Annotated in this window: 15 protein-coding genes and 2 pseudogenes; 7 read left to right on the forward strand and 10 right to left on the reverse strand. The window is 55.4% G+C overall.

The annotated features are described in order from the left end of the window. Positions 1-466: 466 nt before the first annotated feature. The 6 genes and pseudogenes from PMI29_RS0129985 to PMI29_RS20455 all read left to right on the forward strand — a co-directional run. Positions 467-1,631: pseudogene (locus PMI29_RS0129985) on the forward strand (aldehyde dehydrogenase family protein); the annotation flags it as partial. Between the two features lie 109 nt (positions 1,632-1,740). Further along, positions 1,741-2,904: a carbohydrate kinase family protein gene (locus PMI29_RS20475; RefSeq protein WP_007996136.1), complete on the forward strand. Its 1,164-nt coding sequence runs from the start codon at positions 1,741-1,743 to the stop codon at positions 2,902-2,904. A gap of 57 nt (positions 2,905-2,961) precedes the next feature. Further along, positions 2,962-4,344: a toll/interleukin-1 receptor domain-containing protein gene (locus PMI29_RS20470; RefSeq protein ID WP_007996137.1), complete on the forward strand. Its 1,383-nt coding sequence runs from the start codon at positions 2,962-2,964 to the stop codon at positions 4,342-4,344. Beyond that, positions 4,341-5,039 (forward strand): 8-oxoguanine DNA glycosylase, encoded by a 699-nt coding sequence (locus tag PMI29_RS20465; RefSeq protein WP_007996138.1) that lies wholly within the window; start codon positions 4,341-4,343, stop codon positions 5,037-5,039. The genes PMI29_RS20470 and PMI29_RS20465 overlap by 4 nt, the downstream gene beginning before the upstream one ends. Next, entirely contained in the window at positions 5,036-5,638 is a 603-nt protein-coding gene (locus PMI29_RS20460) for a 7-cyano-7-deazaguanine synthase (RefSeq protein ID WP_007996139.1), read from the forward strand. The genes PMI29_RS20465 and PMI29_RS20460 overlap by 4 nt, the downstream gene beginning before the upstream one ends. Continuing rightward, entirely contained in the window at positions 5,628-6,095 is a 468-nt protein-coding gene (locus tag PMI29_RS20455) for a TIR domain-containing protein (protein ID WP_007996140.1), read from the forward strand. Before PMI29_RS20460 ends, PMI29_RS20455 begins: the two co-directional genes overlap by 11 nt. A gap of 180 nt (positions 6,096-6,275) precedes the next feature. Here PMI29_RS20455 and PMI29_RS20450 read toward each other — a convergent pair whose 3' ends face one another. The 8 genes and pseudogenes from PMI29_RS20450 to PMI29_RS20420 form a co-directional block, all read right to left on the reverse strand. Next, complete coding sequence (locus PMI29_RS20450) at positions 6,276-6,746, reverse strand: TIR domain-containing protein (RefSeq protein ID WP_007996141.1); 471 nt, start codon at positions 6,744-6,746, stop codon at positions 6,276-6,278. A 51-nt stretch (positions 6,747-6,797) separates the two neighbouring features. Beyond that, entirely contained in the window at positions 6,798-8,057 is a 1,260-nt protein-coding gene (locus tag PMI29_RS20445; RefSeq protein ID WP_007996142.1) for a TRAFs-binding domain-containing protein, read from the reverse strand. 147 nt (positions 8,058-8,204) lie between these two features. Then, positions 8,205-8,426 (reverse strand): annotated as a pseudogene (locus PMI29_RS0129990) (transposase domain-containing protein); the annotation flags it as partial. Positions 8,427-8,931: 505 nt separating this feature from the next. Beyond that, complete coding sequence (locus PMI29_RS20440) at positions 8,932-10,518, reverse strand: GMC family oxidoreductase (RefSeq protein ID WP_007996143.1); 1,587 nt, start codon at positions 10,516-10,518, stop codon at positions 8,932-8,934. A gap of 153 nt (positions 10,519-10,671) precedes the next feature. Continuing rightward, on the reverse strand, positions 10,672-11,556 hold the full coding sequence (locus PMI29_RS20435) for a sugar phosphate isomerase/epimerase family protein (RefSeq protein WP_007996144.1): 885 nt from the start codon (positions 11,554-11,556) through the stop codon (positions 10,672-10,674). A 122-nt stretch (positions 11,557-11,678) separates the two neighbouring features. Beyond that, positions 11,679-12,695 (reverse strand): glycoside hydrolase family 3 N-terminal domain-containing protein, encoded by a 1,017-nt coding sequence (locus PMI29_RS20430; protein ID WP_007996145.1) that lies wholly within the window; start codon positions 12,693-12,695, stop codon positions 11,679-11,681. Between the two features lie 2 nt (positions 12,696-12,697). Next, positions 12,698-13,732, reverse strand: coding sequence for a glycoside hydrolase family 3 N-terminal domain-containing protein (locus PMI29_RS20425; protein WP_007996146.1), 1,035 nt, complete (start codon positions 13,730-13,732; stop codon positions 12,698-12,700). A 101-nt stretch (positions 13,733-13,833) separates the two neighbouring features. After that, the gene (locus PMI29_RS20420) at positions 13,834-15,003 is read right to left on the reverse strand and encodes a Gfo/Idh/MocA family protein (RefSeq protein ID WP_007996147.1); all 1,170 of its coding nucleotides are present in this window, start codon (positions 15,001-15,003) and stop codon (positions 13,834-13,836) included. 545 nt (positions 15,004-15,548) lie between these two features. On the opposite strand from PMI29_RS20420, the gene PMI29_RS20415 reads away from it, so the two are divergent. Further along, on the forward strand, positions 15,549-16,415 hold the full coding sequence (locus PMI29_RS20415) for a helix-turn-helix transcriptional regulator (protein WP_007996148.1): 867 nt from the start codon (positions 15,549-15,551) through the stop codon (positions 16,413-16,415). 26 nt (positions 16,416-16,441) lie between these two features. On the opposite strand, the gene PMI29_RS20410 is transcribed toward PMI29_RS20415, so the two are convergent. Both PMI29_RS20410 and PMI29_RS20405 read right to left on the reverse strand, forming a co-directional pair. Beyond that, positions 16,442-16,675 carry a twin-arginine translocase TatA/TatE family subunit gene (locus tag PMI29_RS20410; RefSeq protein ID WP_007996149.1) on the reverse strand — a complete coding sequence of 78 codons (234 nt, stop codon included), beginning with the start codon at positions 16,673-16,675 and terminating at the stop codon, positions 16,442-16,444. A gap of 27 nt (positions 16,676-16,702) precedes the next feature. Beyond that, positions 16,703-17,806: a thiamine pyrophosphate-dependent enzyme gene (locus tag PMI29_RS20405; RefSeq protein ID WP_007996150.1), complete on the reverse strand. Its 1,104-nt coding sequence runs from the start codon at positions 17,804-17,806 to the stop codon at positions 16,703-16,705. Between the last annotated feature and the right edge of the window lie 408 nt (positions 17,807-18,214).

Consider the following 18,214-nt stretch of genomic DNA (forward strand, 5'->3'; position numbering starts at 1 on the left):
CTGGTAAGGCTTGCAGAAAAATCGCTCGCGCCCTTGCTTCGCCCTGAACCATTAGTTTCACAGCCACGTTGCGCAAGATAAATCGGTACATCCGCAATACGAATGATGGAGCCGGAAAAATATGGCGAAGCCGGATTGGGGGCTATCAGTCACATTGGGCCAACTGTCTGATTAAGCGCTCGATTTATCACTCACCGAAGCAAATGACAGTGCGATCGCTTGATAGGACACTGGAAGAATAAGCAGGGTACAGAGTTCTCGCCAGGCGCTACGAAAAACAGTGTTGAGCTGTCCTTCGTTGGGAACGCCGAATTACATGCGGCGGCGATCAGCGTGATACCACGATGGCTGCGATCCAGGTCATCTGACATCCCATAATGTGATTGACCAATATGGGTATATACCCGTAGATTTCGTGTTGATCTTTTTCATTCCTTCGCCCATTCAGGCGCATTTGGAGTTTCTTATGTATCCAGACGTTCACTGTACATCGATGGACAATGGCGAGCCGGTGAAGACGGTCACACCCTCCCTGTGATCAACCCTGCCACGGGCGAAACGCTGGGTACCGTTGCGTGTGCCAGCATTGCCGATCTGGATCAAGCGCTGGACGCTGCAGACCGCGGCTTTGCAACCTGGCGAAATGTACCGGCTTACGAGCGGTACAAAATCATGCGCACCGCAGCCAACCTGTTGCGCGAGTGCGCTGATCGCATTGCTCGCAACATGACTCAGGAACAGGGCAAACCTCTGGCTGAAGCGCGCATGGAAACGATGTCTGCTGCAGACATCATTGATTGGCTAGCCGAAGAAGGTCGTCGAGCTTACGGCCGACTGGTGCCCTCGAGAAACAAGTCGGTCGAGCAAAAAGTCATCAAAGAACCGGTGGGGCCCGTAGCGGCGTTCACGCCCTGGAATTTTCCGATCAACCAAGTGGTTCGCAAGCTCTCTTCTGCACTGGCCGCGGGATGCTCCATCATCGTCAAGGCCCCGGAAGAAACACCCGCTTCGCCTGCAGAATTGGTGCAAGCGTTTATCGACGCTGGCGTACCCACCGATGTGATCAGCCTGGTGTTTGGTGATCCTGCACAGATATCCAGCTACTTGATTGCCCATCCGATCATCAAGAAAGTCACGTTCACCGGCTCCACACCCGTGGGTAAGCAATTGGCCGCGTTGGCCGGACAGCATATGAAGCGTGCAACCATATCGAGAAGTTTGTCGCCCTGACTCGCAAGGTGAAAGTCGGCAACGGGCTCGAACAGGGTGTGACCATGGGGCCTTTGGCAAACGCACGCCGCGCGCCGGCTCTGTCGGCCTTGGTCAAGGATGCCTGTAACAGTGGGGCCAGGCTTCACCTCGGAGACGAAACTCCTGGCGGCCCTGGCTACTTTTTTTCGCCCACTGTACTCAGTGAACTCACGCCGCAGATGCGCATCATGAACGAAGAGCCCTTCGGCCCTGTGGCACTGATAGTGCCGTTTGACACGCTGGAGGATGCTGTCAAGGAAGCCAATCGCGTCCCGTTCGGGCTTGCGTCCTACGCCTTCACATCTTCCATGAAAACGACGCACGTCCTCAGTACCCAGATTGAAGCTGGCATGTTGTCGATTAACCATCAGGGTATTGGATACAGATGTTATATCTCTTAGAACAAGGGTGCCCACGACGGTGTAATGAGCATTCATCGTCAGGCCAGTCACGCTCTTGGGGCGTGCACAAATAAATCGGAGACAGGGAATGCATGTCGTTGGTGGTCTTTATCGAGAGCTGTGCGATATACCTTCCTGGGATGCCACAATGGGCTCTGGAGGCCGAGCAGCGTTGGCCGCCGCGGCATTGTTGCCGAATGTAGAGCTGTCTACCTTTGCATCGTCAGTAGATCATCATGCAGTCCTTGCGATTCAAACCAAGGGAATAGCTGTTCATACCACCAATCGAGCCTCGCCGATTGTTTTTGCGTATTTTCATCCCTTGTCTGCGCCATACATTGAACCACCGCGAGGCGCCATAGAGGGCGATGCCTTAATCAAGGCCGCAGGTGAGGCAGTACTGCGCTTCGGCTTTCTTGAAGGCGATGCGGTTGTCGAGGCCAATCGGGCCGTGTATGACCCACAAACCTGGCGTAATCCACCGTCGTTCTGGGCAAACGGATCGACGACCAAGGAACTCGCCTTGGTGATGAATGAGTTGGAATTGCGTAGTATTTCTGAGCTGGACAACTTGGCCTCTGCAGCGCAGCATATTTTGAAAAAAGAGAAAGCCGCGGTTGTTGTTGTCAAACGCGGAACTCGGGGGGCTTCAGTTTACGAAGCAACCGGCAAGGTAACGCATGTGCCTGCTTACCGTTCCCGTAAGGTTTTCAAAATTGGAACCGGCGACATATTCAGTGCCGTATTTGCCGTTTATTGGGCCGAAAAACAAATGCCACCCAGCGAAGCTGCTGATCTGGCGTCGCGATTCGTTTCTGCCTATTGCGATACTCGTGAATTCAACTTTGATGAGCCCTCGCTGCAATTACGTGAACCGGTATCATCCGGGGGCGGCGGCGTGATCCGGCTCGAAGGGAGCATCATGTCATTGGGGCAACGATACACGATGGAAGAAGCCAGGTTTGCATTACGCGAATTGGGGGTAGACGTACTGTGTCCGCAGCTGGATGCGACAGTCACTGGGTGGAATGTTGATGCAACCCTGGTGATCAGTGATGGGTTGCCAGCACAAGCGTTGGCTCGAATTGCCAAGGACAAGGACAGCGCAGTCCCTGTTGTCGTTCTCAATGAGAGGGCCACCGCGGAAATGGTGCTTGCCTGCGCGACATGGACTACCGAGGATTTCACCACTGCCATGTACCTTACTGCATGGGCCGCTGGTGAAACTCAGGCTCGAAGAATACAACAATAATTGGCATCACCTGCGGGTCGTGCAACGGAATGTAATCAGCTGAGGCCAGATTGATTCATGGCAGACGTCTATATCATTTATGCCAAAGAAAACCGTGCGACAGCGCTGAAGGTTCGTGATTACTTGTCTGCCTCCTGGAGCGTATGGCTCGACGACTTCATTGTTGGCGACTTCAACGTTGCAATCAAAGAAAGTATTCAGCAAGCCAAATGCGTGGTCGCCCTTTATTCGTCTTTTGCGAGCAAGCCGGCTGTTACCGGGGAGCTGAGCCTGGCGGAAAAATATCAGAAGAAAATTATCCCCCTCCTTCTGGACGACAGCGACCCACCCTACCCGTATGGGCACCTCAGCAGCGTCGACTTTCGCTCATGGCCAGGTGCAATCGATCATCCGACTTTTCAGCTTCTTCAGAAAAAAATAGGGCTCGTCGTGGCTCCTCGCGCCAAACCTGCTCGACTGGCTGCCACAGCCGGCGGCGCGCTGGCATTACCGAATGTCTTCATGTCTGTCTCGTCTCATGAAACACAATTTGACCCAGTGGACGCATTGTCCGCGCTAAGAATCCACGCAACCTCCTCTATTTTGGTATCGGCGTATGACTTGATTCATTCGCAGTCAAGGGATGCCATGGTTGAAGAAATACAGACATATCGGGACAACGGCGGGTTTGTGCTGATCGATTCGGGAAACTACGAAGCGCACCGGTTGAACGACACGCGATGGAAACCAGCCCACCTGAAAAAAGTGTTGCTCAACACCCCCCACGACTGGGCATTCTGCTTTGACAACATGAAGCCCAGCGACAAATTCGACGTAGCCGTCAGGCAGGTTGTCAGGGCGGTTGAACGTGATGCAAAACACACTTCTGCGCCCATGCTTCCGATCATTCATATCAAACAAAATGAAGCGGGCCTTGCTCGGCTTCCGCGCATCGTTAGAGCAATCTCGGAACAGCTGCGGCCACCGATCATTGCCATACCGGAGCGGGAGCTGGGTGCTGGGCTTGCACAACGCGCATTGACGGTCAGACAGATCAGGGACGAGCTGGACAAGCTGCCTTACTATCAGTCCATCCATTTGCTCGGTACCGGCAACCCTTGGAGCATCGCGGTGCTGGCCGCGGCGGGAGCCGACACCTTTGATGGGCTTGAATGGTGCCGGTTTGCTGTGGACCCCAGCTCCGAGCGACTCCATCATTTCCAGCACTTTGATTTTTTTAGAGCGAAAAGACTCAGGACCGACCTGATGGATGTGGTGGATGCCGACGAAGACATTGGGTATGCGGGCAAGGTCGCTTTCCACAATCTAGAGTATTATGGGGAATTTAATCGGCTGATGCGCGAAATGTACTCGACGGGTGACACAGAATCCTTCGCATTGGGCGTGACCGGCTTAAAGAGTGTCGAGCTTCGAAAGCTATTCCCAGGGATATTCCTATGACCGCTTACAGCGCCGAAGCACTATCCAGGGCCGTAGCTGCCGTCTGTCCAGACATACGCACTCGCATTGAGACCGGCGTGATATCCGATGAGCGACATCTGTGGTGGGAGCTCTCCTGTTGCATTCTGAGCAGTCAGGTCCCTTATTCCTTGGCCATGGCTGCCGCTGATGCCATTGATGAGCATGGCTATTTGCGCAGTGATTCACATAGCTCAGAGTGTCTAACGGAGCAATTGTTCGTCCTGTTAAGTACGCCGCTTGAGGTTGAAGGCCGAAAGCGCAGCTACAGGTTTCCTCGAGCAAAAGCCCGTCACCTGGCTTCAACCTGGGTGGCCGTGACCAACGCAGGCGGATCACTCAAGGCCTTGATCAGCGGTGATGTCAATGACGTTCGCGAGTGGTTAGTCGCTCATGCGTCCGGCATGGGCCCCAAGCAAGCCAGCATGTTTTTGCGCAATTGCGGGGTAACCTATGACTTGGCGATCCTGGATCGTCATGTTCTCAATTATATGACGGCCCAAGGCATTTACTCAGGTACTCAAGCATCCATTTCCGGATTGAGTCAGTACGGTAGGCACGAAAACAAGCTTCGCGAACACGCACAAGAATTGGATTGCCCTGTCGGTTTGCTGGATTGGGCGATATGGATCGTCATGCGCGTCGCCAATCAAAAGCAGGAGGCTATTTTAGGATGAGCATCGTAACACTCGTTTCCGGAGGACTGGATTCCACTTTGGTTGCTCTGCTGGCCAAAGAGCAAGGGTTGCAGATTTTCCCTTTGTTTGTGAACTATGGGCAGCGTGCGCTCAATCGAGAGCTGGCGGCTTGCAAGCTCGCCATGCAAACGCTGAATTTGCCTGAACCTGAAGTTGCTGACCTAGGCGGCTACGGCAGTCTGATACGCTCAGGCCTCACGGATCCTAGTCTGCATATCATTGACGACGCCTTCACACCCGGTCGAAACATGCTGTTCTTGCTAACAGCTGCTGCATACGCCCACCAAAAAAACGCAGATGCAATCTCTATCGGACTGCTTCACGAAAGCACCAGCCTGTTTCCTGACCAGACCTCTCGCTTTCTAGCTGAAGCAGAGGCCATGATAACGCTGTGCATGGGCCGAACCATCAAGGTGCTCGCCCCGCTCTCCTCCTTTACAAAGCCTGACGTCGTGGCACTGGCCACTCAAAAAGGCATCGACCGGACTTACTCCTGTCACTTGGGTGAAGAGCAGCCATGCGGCAATTGCATTGCCTGCAACGAATTCAAATTCGAGGAAACTAGCAATGGGCGGTAGCAGCACGGGTGGATGGAGCAGGCTTGGGGATGTAAAGGCTCTAGAACAGAAAGCCAAGGCTGCGCTGAACGAGGGTAAGCGCAACGTTTTCATCAGCTTTGCCACGGAAGATATGAATGAGGTAAACCTCCTGCGCGGGCAAGCAAAAAATGACAACAACGATATTGAGTTCAATGATCACTCAGTGCGCGAGCCTTACGACAGTGAGCAGGCGGAATACATCAAGCGCAAGATTACTGAGCGCATCAATCGCGCCTCCATCACGGTCGTGTTTGTTTCAAAGGACACCGCCCAAAGTAAATGGGTGAAATGGGAGGTTGAAAAAAGTCTGGAGCTCGGCAAAAAAGTCATCGCCGTGCATTCCGGCAAGCAGTTGCAAGGAACCGCGCCTGCCTGGATTTCTGAGCACAAGATCAAAACCGTTCCCTGGTCAGATCTCTCAGGTGAATTGAAGTAATGACCCTCCGCGCAAGGCGTTTAACGCTGAATGGATGGCGCCCTGCCCTAAAGCAGCGTTTACAGCGCCCTGCCTCCTGGTTCTTCTTGCGCACTTCCATCCACATGCTCTCGAATTAACGCACTCTCAGGTGCAGGGAGCGAGTGAAACGCTGACAGCTTGGCCGAACTGATGCCCCCCCTAGTAGCCCAACGCTTTGTAGATGGCCTGCGAATACGAGTAGTCACCGCGTTCGCTGTTCGTTGGATTGGCCAGGGCGTGAGCGATGATGGCTGGCGAATAGGGAACGAACACCGCCCCGACGCCTTGCATCACTGCAGGGCAAAGATCAGGATTCAGACTGCGGCTTCCATCAAGGTTGATACCAATGAGGTGACAGCCTTTTTCGATCGCAACCTGTATCTCCCAACGCACGTATTTATGCTTTGATCGAGTATCCTTGCCAATCAACAGAGCAAAGGTGCCTGCCATGTCAATTCTTTCTCGGCATTTGCGCTTGATATAGTCTTCGTCTTCCGAGTTGATGGCCATGTTCAGCTGGCAGTCTGCGAAATTAAAATCGAAGCGGCTATTTTTTTTCCACGCCCCCATCAGTTCATAGCAATGGCGATCGGTGCTGCTAAACCCCACAAATGTTCTTGGTAACCCCATCAATCTGCTCCTGATTTGGTCGCGTTAAAGATCGGTGCGCTGACAACGCCGTTAAACGTGTTCTTGTGCGGGTGCTAGTGCAGCGTTTCGAGCAGGTTCGATCGCCAGCAAATCGTTTTTTCCCGTTTCATAGGTTTCGATTTCCCAGGCCGCGGAAGCGGCGCCCCTGAATTGCAGCTCGAATGCGTTGCCTTGCACCGCATCGTCAGTGGCGAAATAACAGTTAGCGAGCGTCGCATACACCCAGCGCTTGTCCCTACGCTCGATAAAATCGGGAGACTCCAGCGCAGGTAGCAAGATTCTCACGATGGCCTCCCTGATTTTTCGTGCGCACATAAAGTCGAACACCTTCTCGGTTTCTACCGTCTGAATTTGAGCTCGAAACTCGAAGCACAAGGCAAGATTTTCGCCATTGTAGTAGTCACGCTTGACCTCAAAACCTCGACGATAAAACGCAATGGCGGCATCAAGTGAAGCCCTGTCCTGCTCAAGCAGCCAGATTCGCTTGGCGATCGCGCCTGCAATGCCGACTGTTTCAGGGTCGTTCGAGTTTTCCGGATTCAGGGGCTGCAAGACTTCCATGCCAGCTCGTAACGCTGCAATTTTGCTAGGAACCCCCGCTTTGTACGTACTGAGCGCCAATTTCTGCAGAATGTCCGGCTCACCCGGCTTCATGTCACGCGCCGCGGCAAATTCAATGCTCGCCAGATGGTGCTTGCTTTGCCCCATTAATCGCTCGCCTTCGCGCATGTGATAAGAAAGCTTTTGCTGGGCCGCCTCAGCTTCCTCGATCAGCTCTTCAAACTTTTCATCCGTCATCCGCGGGCGCTGCAATTTGGGAAGAAAGGTGTAAACAGGACTATCGACGGCCTGCGCAGCCATGACCGCCTCGATAAGCTCTCCGAGGTCTTGCACCGCACGCTTGGCCTCCCGAGCCAGGATGTCTTCACCAAAATGGGCGTACCGGAAGGTGCTGATGTGATTGAGATCAAAATACAGCTTGCCCTTGTCCTCACTCATGACAATGGTTGAATTGGGCCTTAGCGCGTGACGTACACCCAGTTCGTACACGGCATTGACATTGCCGGTAGAGATGTCAGCGATGACTAGGTCGGCTCTGAGCAGCATGTCGTACATCTGAACGTCGATGAGGCCCGACTGCATGACCTCGTCCGCCCTGACGCAGCGCAGGCCTCGGCTGGTGACGGCGGGTTCGATGATCGTCTCGTACGTTGCGTTGAGATCAAGTGTACGGCCGGTTTCGTATTCGGTTTTCTTGCCATACCCCATTACGACAAAGCATAACTTCATCACGATAATCTCTGTGATCCAACATTGTTCGACCGGCGCTCTAGCCGCCCTCGGATGGAGTCTAGCCGCCCGCCACCGCGTGCATGTTATATATCAAGATAGACAGCGTAAAAAAGGTAACCGTCTGCCGAAGTCACCTTGCATGACTCAGGCAGATACCCACTGATGCGGCAGCAGTTGGTCGATCTCACTCGCCCGCTGCGTCGGCAAGCGCATCAGCTCATCTTTGATATAGGCATACGTATCGTGCCCATTCATGCGCGCCGACTGGATCAAACTCATAATCGCCGCGGCCCGTTTGCCGCTACGAAGCGACCCGGCAAACAACCAGTTCGAACGTCCAAGCGCCCACGGCCTGATCTGGTTGTCGGGTAGTCAGACGCGGTTACCCGCGTCCAACCCCCTAAGAACCGTGCAGTAGCTAGCAGCTACCTGCCAACCGTTACCAGTATCGGTGAAGGCGGGACGGACTATCTATATTGGGGTCGATTGCAGCCCTTTACGGCACCCCACAATCTGCTGATGGTGGGGCATTCGGCGCAGACTGAATGGCATAGAGCTTGCTTCGCAGAAATCGGGGGGTATTTTTAACTCTGATTGAGCAAAAACGACCCAAGGGTACACGCCATGCACAGCTTATTTTATGCAACAGCTCAACTGACCAGAGTTCGTGTACACCCTGTTGATTTGCTGGAGAAACCTCGCGCTGCAAAGACATCGTCCCTCGAACTCCAAGCGACAATATGCGGCGGGATTTTGCTTTTCGCGTTGAGCATTTCGTTCTCGTGGTGGTTAGTGGGCAGCTAGACACGAACAAAAAAAGCGCAGCGGTCAAAGGTTGCCCCGTTACTGCCACGCGTTCTAGTGTGCCGACTCAGTTCCCGTTTCTGATCATGTCCGCGGCCTTTTCGCCAATCATGATGCACACCGAGTTAGGGTTTCCTGAAATCAGCGTAGGCATGACCGATGCGTCGGCAACGCGCAAACCTTCCAATCCATGTACCTTGAGATCCGGGCCCACGACCGACAGTTCATCCACACCCATGCGGCAAGTGCCGGAGGGGTGCAGCGCGGCATGCGCCACTTCGTGACAGAATTTTTTCATCTCTTCCCGTGACCTGACCGCCCCGTCCGGCACATGACGCCTTGCAATGAACGGCTTGAAGGCGGCCTGAGACATGATTTGCTCACCCACCAGGCAACCATCCACCAGGCTTTCAATGTCGTAAGGGTCCGAGAAGTAGTTGGGCACGATCCGCGGAGGTGACATCGGGTCGGCTGAATATAGTTCGACATAGCCTCTGGACCTTGGACGTATCTGCCCCAGGTTCAGCGTACATCCATTGCCCCCAGGAACAGAGTCAACGCCCTCTTCAATGCCTGCTCCCACGACCATGAAGTACTGGATATCCGGATTGGCGGCCGCCTTGTCGCCCCACCAGAAGGCCCCGCCTTCAATGAGGTTTGACGCCGCCGGGCCTTGTCTGAACAACGCGTATTGCAAACCGGCCATCATTTTCCAAAGGGGCTTTTTGTACTTGTCGTAGCTGTGCGGTCCCGTCAGTTCATACACCAGCGACACTTCAATATGGTCCTGAAGATTCTGGCCGACACCGCGCAAATCCTTGACCACTTTAATGCCATGCTTATCCAGCTGCGCGGCCGGACCAATGCCGGACAACATCAACAATCGCGGTGAGTTGATGGCGCCGGACGATAAAATGATTTCCTTGTCGGCGTGCATCACGTGACGCACGCCCTTTTCGATGTATTCAACACCAATGGCTTTGCTGCCTTGCGTCAAGATACGGATGACGCGACACCCCGTCTTCACTGTCAGGTTCTTGCGCGATTTGGCATTTGTCAGGTAGGCCACGGCCGCGCTGCTGCGAAAGCCGTTTTTGGCAGTGATTTGATAAAGCCCGCAGCCTTCAGGCTTGCCCGAGTTGAAATCTTCGTTGTACGGCAAGCCGTATTGCTGGCATGCGCGAAGCCACACTTTGGTCAGCGGGTGGACATTGATCGGATCAGAAACACCCAACGGCCCGCCAACGCCATGGGCTTCGTTGCAGAAGCGCTCGTTGTCTTCGGCCTTTTTGAAGTAAGGCAGTACGTCTTTGTAAGACCAGCCGGACGCTCCCTGCTCGGCCCAACCATCGTAGTCGGCCGGGACCCCACGGATATAAATCATCGCATTGACCGAACTGCCACCACCCAGCACGCTGGCCTGGACCATCGTTGGCGTCTCGGTCCGGCGTTGATCTTCGGTAGGCTCCCATGCATAGCGTTTAAGCAGCGGGCCTTGCGCCGTTTTGTAGTAGGCGCCCGGAATATGGATATAGGGGTTGCGATCGCGAGGCCCCTCTTCGAAAAGGACGACGGATGCAGAAGCGTCTTCGCTCAGTCTCGAAGCCACGGTGCAGCCTGTCGATCCGCCTCCGATTACGATGAAATCCACCATTACGACCTCAGATCTTTTTAGTATTGAGAACAAGGCTGCCGGGAGTGGTGGCAGCCAATAGTTGGCGGCAAGCGTTGACTTGCCCCCTGCCCAATGACGAGCAGGCCGAAATCAAACTTGAAAGTATTTTTGGTTCTTGTTGAACAGAGCTGTTTATTGACCCACAAGCCGGGTCAATAGCGACTTCAACTCTTGGGCGACTTCGTAGCTGTTTTCCTGTTGCTGTTTCTTGCAAAACAACTCGCAACTCCACCAGCCCTCGTATCCGGTAGCCTTCACCGCGGCCGTCCACTCGGCGAGGTCCAGGACCCCACTTCCCGTCGGAACATCCCTGAGGATTTCTTCGTTCGGGATACCCCCTTCAAACGGCAGCGAGTCACAAACATGCACGCCATAGATCAGGTCTTTGTTCATTCTGGCAATGTCTTGCGGCTTCACGCCGGAGGTAAAGCAATGCCAGTAATCGATGACCATCTTGACGTTATCGCGCTCGGCGCGATCAATAAGCTGAAGTTGATTGTCCAGGCTGTTCAGGGGGGTCCAGGACAGGGCCTCAAGATAAAGAAGAACGTCATATTGCTTCGCCAGGTCGGCCAGCAAGGCAAGGTTTTTTGCGGTCAGGTCATACTGAGTCTCTTCATCAAACCCCAGTAATCCCGAGTAACACGCACTCTTGCCGTGCTTCTGAAAATCGATCACGGCCTGAACATTGATTGGCCCGGTGAGCACCTGAACACCTTTTGCGCCGGCCAGGTTGGCCAATTGGAACAGTCGCTCGGCCTCTTTCAGCAACACATCGCGTTCGGCACCTTGGCGCTCAATATCTCGCAGGTAACCAATGCCCGTGACAGGCACATCCTTGAGCAGATTTTTGAGTTCCGGCTCGGAATAACCAGCCTGCAGCCAGGCTTCCAGTTTTGCGCTGTTGATCTCCAGCGCATCGAAACCCACGGTCTTTGCGATGTCGATGTCCATCGCCAGGGTCGAGTGCTTTGCAACTGTGGAATGCAGGGCCAGGATATAGTTTTGGGTTTGCATATGACGCTCCTACCGTTGTCATTCATTGTAGAGCGATCGGATTCAGGTAGAGATTTCGCAGTCACGGAAAATACGGCGCAACCTGACGCAATCACTGCGTCAGGTGCCGATGGCCCGACGTCTCAAGCGTCTATAAGTCGGTTGGCCAAAGTCGAGACTGCCAAGGCAGCTGCGTCCAGTCGCTCCTGAGGCAAGGCCCCGCGAGCGACGGCTGCGACAATCGCACGAGCAATCTGCGCGACCTCGGGCATGGCCTTTGCCGATATCAGCAGCAGATCGGCCCCTGCATTCAGCGCCGCTACCGCCACGTCGCCGAACGTTGACGTGCCGATGATGGAGCGGTGGTCCAGGTCAATGGTCATGACCAAACCCTTGAACCCCAGGTCACGCCGCAGTACCCCGATCAGCTCAGGAGATACGGAGGCCGCCATCGGTGGCTCACACGCAGCGAAAATCGCCGGCCCCATCATTACGGCGTCCGCTCCGGCATCCACTCCGGCCTGGAAGGTTGACCAGTACGCACGCAGCTGATCCAGCGACTCGGTCACTACCGCTATTTCGGTCGCCGGTTGACACAGCAACACCGGATGCCCCGGAAAATGCTTCAAGGTACTCGCCACCCCGGCCCGCCGCACACCACGGACATACGCCCCGACCATGGCTGCCGCCTGGTCCAGATCATCAGACAGCGTGCGTCCCTGCAACCAGACATTGGTTCCGCCCATGACATCGGCGGTCGGCGACAACAGCAGATTCACCCCTGCGCTTCGCACGGCCGTCGCCACGTCGAAACAGGCCTCTTCAAGTTCGGCGAGCGTCATGCTCCTGGCCAGATCCGGTTCAGGAAGTGCCGGCGCCACGCCTTGTAAACGGTGAACGGCGGAGATGTCGGCGTCGGCCGCCAGTATCAGCGGTCCGGCCATTTTTTTTGCTGTGCCAGTGAATCGTTGCCACTGTTCCAGGGTTTCCGATTCCAAACGGCTGGCACTCATTTTTCCGCTGGCGTACTCCGGCGCCGTCTCGCCAAAGAGCAGGCTGCGCCCGCCTCCGTCGAGAAACCTGCGCACGTCATCACTCATGTGCAGATCGAGCAAAACCGGAAACAGGACGCTGAATGCCTTGCTTTCATTTGAGCTCATGGTCAGTCCTGCTTTGAAGCGTTCTGATCATGCGTCGCATTGGCCAACTCACGCACCTTGAACGAGGCGTTCAACAGAATTTGACGGTCCAGTACACCTTCATGGACAGCCGCAACAATGGCGTCGGCGATGGCATCGAGGCCAGACTCACTGGATACCAGCAATAGATGCGCTCCTGCTTTCAGTGAAGCGACCGCCGTGTCTGTGATGGAATTTGCGCGGAGAATGGACACCGCATCCAGGTCATCGGAAATGATCAAGCCATCGAAGCCAAGGGTGTCACGCAGAATGCCGATCACTTTTGACGAGGTGGACGCTGAATGCTCAGGGTCGATCGCCGGAAAAACCGCTGGCCCCGGCATCACCGCTTTGACACCGGTGGCAATGACCTCCTTGAAGACCTCAAGGTTGTCATGCAGCAATTCCAGTGGCCCGGGAACCGTGGCTTCGGCAACCGCCGGGTCCTCTTCAGTGATGTAATGGCCAGGAAAGTGTTTGGCCGTTGCAATCACGCCGGCCCGTTGAACCCCGCGGATAAAAGCACAGGAAACCCGGCTGACCTCAACCGGCTCGGCGCCCAGGTGTCGATTGAGTAGCCAGGGGTTGGCGCCGGTCACCACGTCGACAATCGGCGCCAGAAAAAGATTAACGCCCAGGCTTCGCGCCACTTTGGCCATCTCGAAGCATCTATGTTCGATATCCTGCGAACTCAATTCCTTGAGTTGCTCTCGCGACGCGATTGCAGGGACCAGTTGATGAAGGCGTTCGATGCCGCCGAGTTCCTGATCCACTGCAATCAGCACTGGCGCACCCGCCAAAGCAGCCGCTTGCCGCGCGATGTTGACGAAGTCTGCCTGGGTTTCAACGCCCTTTCGCGCCTCGCTCATGGCTCTGCCCACGTACTCGTCTCGCGTCTCCCCGAGCAAAAGGGAAACGCCACCTCGGCTCAGATAACGACGGATGTTGTCGTCCAGATTTAGATCCCCGAATGCGGGCAGCAGTACCGAATAGGCAGCTCTATAGAGTTCGCTAGACATCGATTTTCCTCAGTTCCGTAGTATTGAGCAGAGCGCTCGCTTTTTTGCTTCGTGCAAACCCCTCGTGTCGCCGATCGAGTCGATAACCCGCTGTTGAAGTGTCAGCTGTGTGGAAAAGGCACCCAGGCACGCCGTTGGCTGGACTCGACACACGCCTGGGACAGCACGACGCCGCGCACGCCTTCATGGATGTCGGGTAGCGGGATGCAGGTTGCAGTACGCCAACCTGCGCCGGCATCGAGTGCCTCGGCGACATCGGCATAGAGAACGGCAAGTGCCTCCAGATAGCCCTCGGTATTGCCGGCGGGCAAACTGGTGAAGTTCAGTGTCTGAGCGGTGTTATCGCTTTGGCCTCGGCGGTAGATTCGCTCTGCGCCGTCGGTTGGCGTAAACCGGAGTGTTTCCGGGGACTCCTGGCACCACTCGATCGAAGCCTTGCTGCCGATGATCTTGAAGCGCAGGCCATTACGGTGGCCCGGCGCTGCGAAACTGGCCCACAGCAAACCGTCCACGCCGCCTTCAAACTCCAGTTGCACCACACAGGTATCGTCCAGCCCCCAGCCGGGTACGACCGTGGTCAACTTGGCATTCAGGCTTGTGCAGCGACGCCCGCACAGGAACTCAAGCATGTTGAAGGCATGCGTGCCGATATCCCCGACGACACCGGTCGGGCCAGCCTTCTCTGGATCACCGCGCCAGGCAAGGCTTTTACTCAACGTCGACATACCCGGCGCCAACCACTCCAGCAGGTACTCGACATACATGAAGCGAATCTCGCCAAGCTCCCCGGCCTGAATACGGCTGCGGGCATCCCTGACCATGGGATAGCCCTGGTAGGTATAGGTCAGCGCAAAGAACGTATTGGCCTGATCGGCAATGCTCGCCAGCTCAATGGCTTCTTGTGGACTGTTGACTAACGGTTTGTCGCAAATCACCGGGATACCTGCCCGCAGAAACAACCGGCAAGGTTCAAAGTGCAGGTGATTGGGTGTGACGATGACGACCGCCTCTATGGGGTCGGATCGACGCGACTCGGCAGCCGCCATGTCCTCGAATGACAGGTAAAGCCGCTCTGGTTGAAGGCCAAGTGCCTCGCCCGCCTCCCGGCACTTGTCAGCATCCGAAGAGAAAGCCCCGGCGACAATGTCGAAGCGATTGCAAAGACGCATGGCCGCCCGGTGATAACTGGCGAAGTAGGCACCCTGCCCACCGCCAACCATGCCGACCTTGAATCGCCTTTGCCCTGGAATGTCGCCGGTTAACCTTGCCATCGCCTAAAGACTCCAAAAGTTAACGCCCACTTGCGAATACGTGGCATGAAGTATCGACGGGGGATTTCCTTTGCACCATTTCGCACACCGTCGATACATGACGCGGACTGAAGCACTCGCCCATTACGCAGGCAAGCAAAGGGCATGTTCATAGTCAGCAATGCCCGTTCAAACCCGACGGCCAATATCTGTTACCGAGGGCCAGGCGAAGTGTTACTTACCGGACTTGCCCGTACCCAATTGCGGGTCTGACACATCATCCTGACGGCCATGAACAATGACGCCCTCCGCAATGTCAGTACGAGGACATGCCGCAAAGCGCTTACAATCTGACGCATTGACTGATACTGACGGATTGAACTTAAATATCGTGAGTGGGCATGGAACCTGCTTAATTAAACCGTTTAATATTCAAGTGTTTAATTCGGTGCGAAGTTATACAAACGGTTATTCCGATAACCGATATATAACCTATATAACCTTCCGCTCTTACACCAAGGCCTACATCGAGATAAAAAATGCCCAGCCGAGGAGATTCGTCCCCCATGTCATTAACTGCTGCCACCTCGCACCCTGAGCGACAACAGGTTCGCAGCGACTTGCAAGCCAACGTGCAAAAAAACCTGAGTACGCTGGTTGAGTCTTGCCGCTCGGTTGCAGACATGTGCCGCAAAGTTGATGTCAATCGCCAGCAGTTCAACAAGTACCTGGTGGGCCAGCACGTACCCTCACAGAAAATCCTGCAGAAGATCGGCCGGTATTTCATGATGGAGGCCGAAGACCTTTTCCGGCCGCCCGCCGAGTTCAAGAAGTTTTATGAAGGCTACGAAAACGAACTACCGACAGACTTGCGGGCCTCGGCACAATTCAATCATTTCCTGCCCCTGGCGAAGCAGTCAGCGGATCTGCTCGAAGACTATCTGGGCGTCTATTACCGGTACCACAACTCATCCATCTATAAAGGCCGCATCCTGCGTTCGGTCACCTGCCTGTATCGGGCCGATTCGATGGTCCAGTACGTCACCGTAGAACGCTTCCCTTTGCTCGATGGCAGCGGAAAAATTGGCTACTCGTTCACTTATCACGGTTTCTGCCTGCTGCTGGGAGATCGCCTGTTCATGGTCGATTTTGAGGGCAAGCAACGTAATGAAATGACGTTTTCGATTCTCACGCCGCAGCATCGCCGACCGATCCGGTTCCTTTATGGGTTGGTCACCGGTGTGGCGTCGTCCTCTTTCCGTCAGCCCTTCTCTACCCGTATGGCGCTGGGGCTGGTGGACAAAGGCAAGATCCGTAAACATCACCTGCGCAATGCAACCGCTGTGCTTCCCAGCGATCAGTCGTTACCGCTGGAAGTGCGCGAGTACATGACCGGCGACAACGCCGCTATTGTCTGGGGCGGTCAGGACTGAGGCGGCTGAGGCCGCCTGCGCGCTGCTCAGACCTGGCGATGCTGGCCGCCGATGACCGGCGGTGCATCAACAGCAGCGCCAGCCTGCTGCACCGAGGCCGGTGGGCGTTCGCTGTCCGCGTCCTCGTCATTCATGGCGTTGCGAAAACCCTTGATGGATTCGCCGACATCGGTGCCCAGGTTCTTCAGTTTTTTGGTGCCGAAGACCAGCACAACCACCATCAGAATGACGATCCAGTGTTTCCAGTCCAGAATGCCCATTGCCTGATTCCTCTGCTGACGGCTTGATTAATTTACGCGCGAACCGCGCGCAGTAATAATCTCGACCAACGAAGGCCCTTTACTGTTCAGCGCCTTGATGAAAGCTGGATTGAGTTGCGAAGCATGTTCGACTCTCCACGCTTCAAGACCAAAGTTTCTGGCGATGGCCGCGAAGTCAGGTGAGTAAGGCTTGCCGTCCGGCAAATTGAACTCCCCGGCCCGAGGTTGCCTCGCAAGCGAAACCTGCACATCGCTCAACGACTCGGACCCGCTGTTGTTGAACACCAGAAACACCACGGGAAGACTGTGCATCACACACACCGCCATCTCTTGCATCGACTGCAAAAAATCCCCGTCACTGACGGCGCACACCACTTGGCGTGCCGGCATGGCAAGCTTCGCGCCAATGGCCGCTGGAACCGCCCAACCCACCGTACCGGCGCCAGCCGTGCAGAAATGACCTTGGTGCTGAAAATCCGGGAACATCTCACCGACGATGTCCTGGAGAGTCTGCGTCCCCACCACCAGAATCGCATCCCCTTCCAGGACCGATCTCAATTGCGCCACAGGTCTGGAAACCATCAGAGAAGGAATGTCGCCAGCGCCGTTCGCCCGCAAGGTGGCGGGTGACAAGCTGGCGTCAACCGAGGCGCGCTGAACAGCCGCCGGAATGTCCAGGCTGACAGGGCCGATGTGACCGCTGAACATCGTATCGAACGCCTGACGCAGGGTCTGCGGCAACTGTTCAATCGACGAAACCCGCGCATGCTCTTTCGTGATGCCAGTGGCGGTGAATTCAGGCCAGCCATCGTCGTGATCGGGGATCCCACCACTGATCACCAACATGGCCGAGGCATCCGCCAACGCGACCGCGATCCCGCCCAAGGCTTTCGAAAGGCCCAGCGGAGCCGGCAAGAGAACAGCCATCGGGCGACCGCAGGCACGAAAATAGCCGTCGGCAAGATGGACTGCACTCTGCTCCTGTATGACTTGAATGAACGGGATGTCGGAGCCTGTCTTCAGCAATGCCTCCACCAAAGCCCACGAACCGTCACCCGGCATGCCGGCAACATAGTCGACACCGTTCGCTTTCAGCGCTTTCGCAACAATCTGACCACCCGTGAGCTTCACAGAAAAACTCCCATCGAATAGACGCTGGCACAAGGCGAATGCGCCTTGCCTCGTCTCAAGACTGTCATTGGAGTATTCGCCCGCAACGGACACGGCTCAATTTCGCACCCCACGCAAAAGAGACGCACGTTGACGCAGGTGAACACCGCCCGTCCCCCGCTCAAGCGGGACTATCGTTATCAGGAGCCTGCTGCGCCGATTAGGTCACTTTGATGCGTCAGAGTGCGTCGCTTTTTAAGGGGCTGCGAAATTGAGTGCCCTGCCCGCCAGGCCAATACTCGATCCATGAAAACAACAAGCCGAGCCTATCAAGCGCTGGGTGCGCCACTCGAAGCCTTCACCTTGCTACCTGAGGAAAGCGGCGCGCATTCAGCCAAGGAAGAGTCAATCGGATCAGTGGATGCCAAC

It is taken from the genome of Pseudomonas sp. GM49, assembly GCF_000282355.1.
GTDB lineage: Bacteria > Pseudomonadota > Gammaproteobacteria > Pseudomonadales > Pseudomonadaceae > Aquipseudomonas.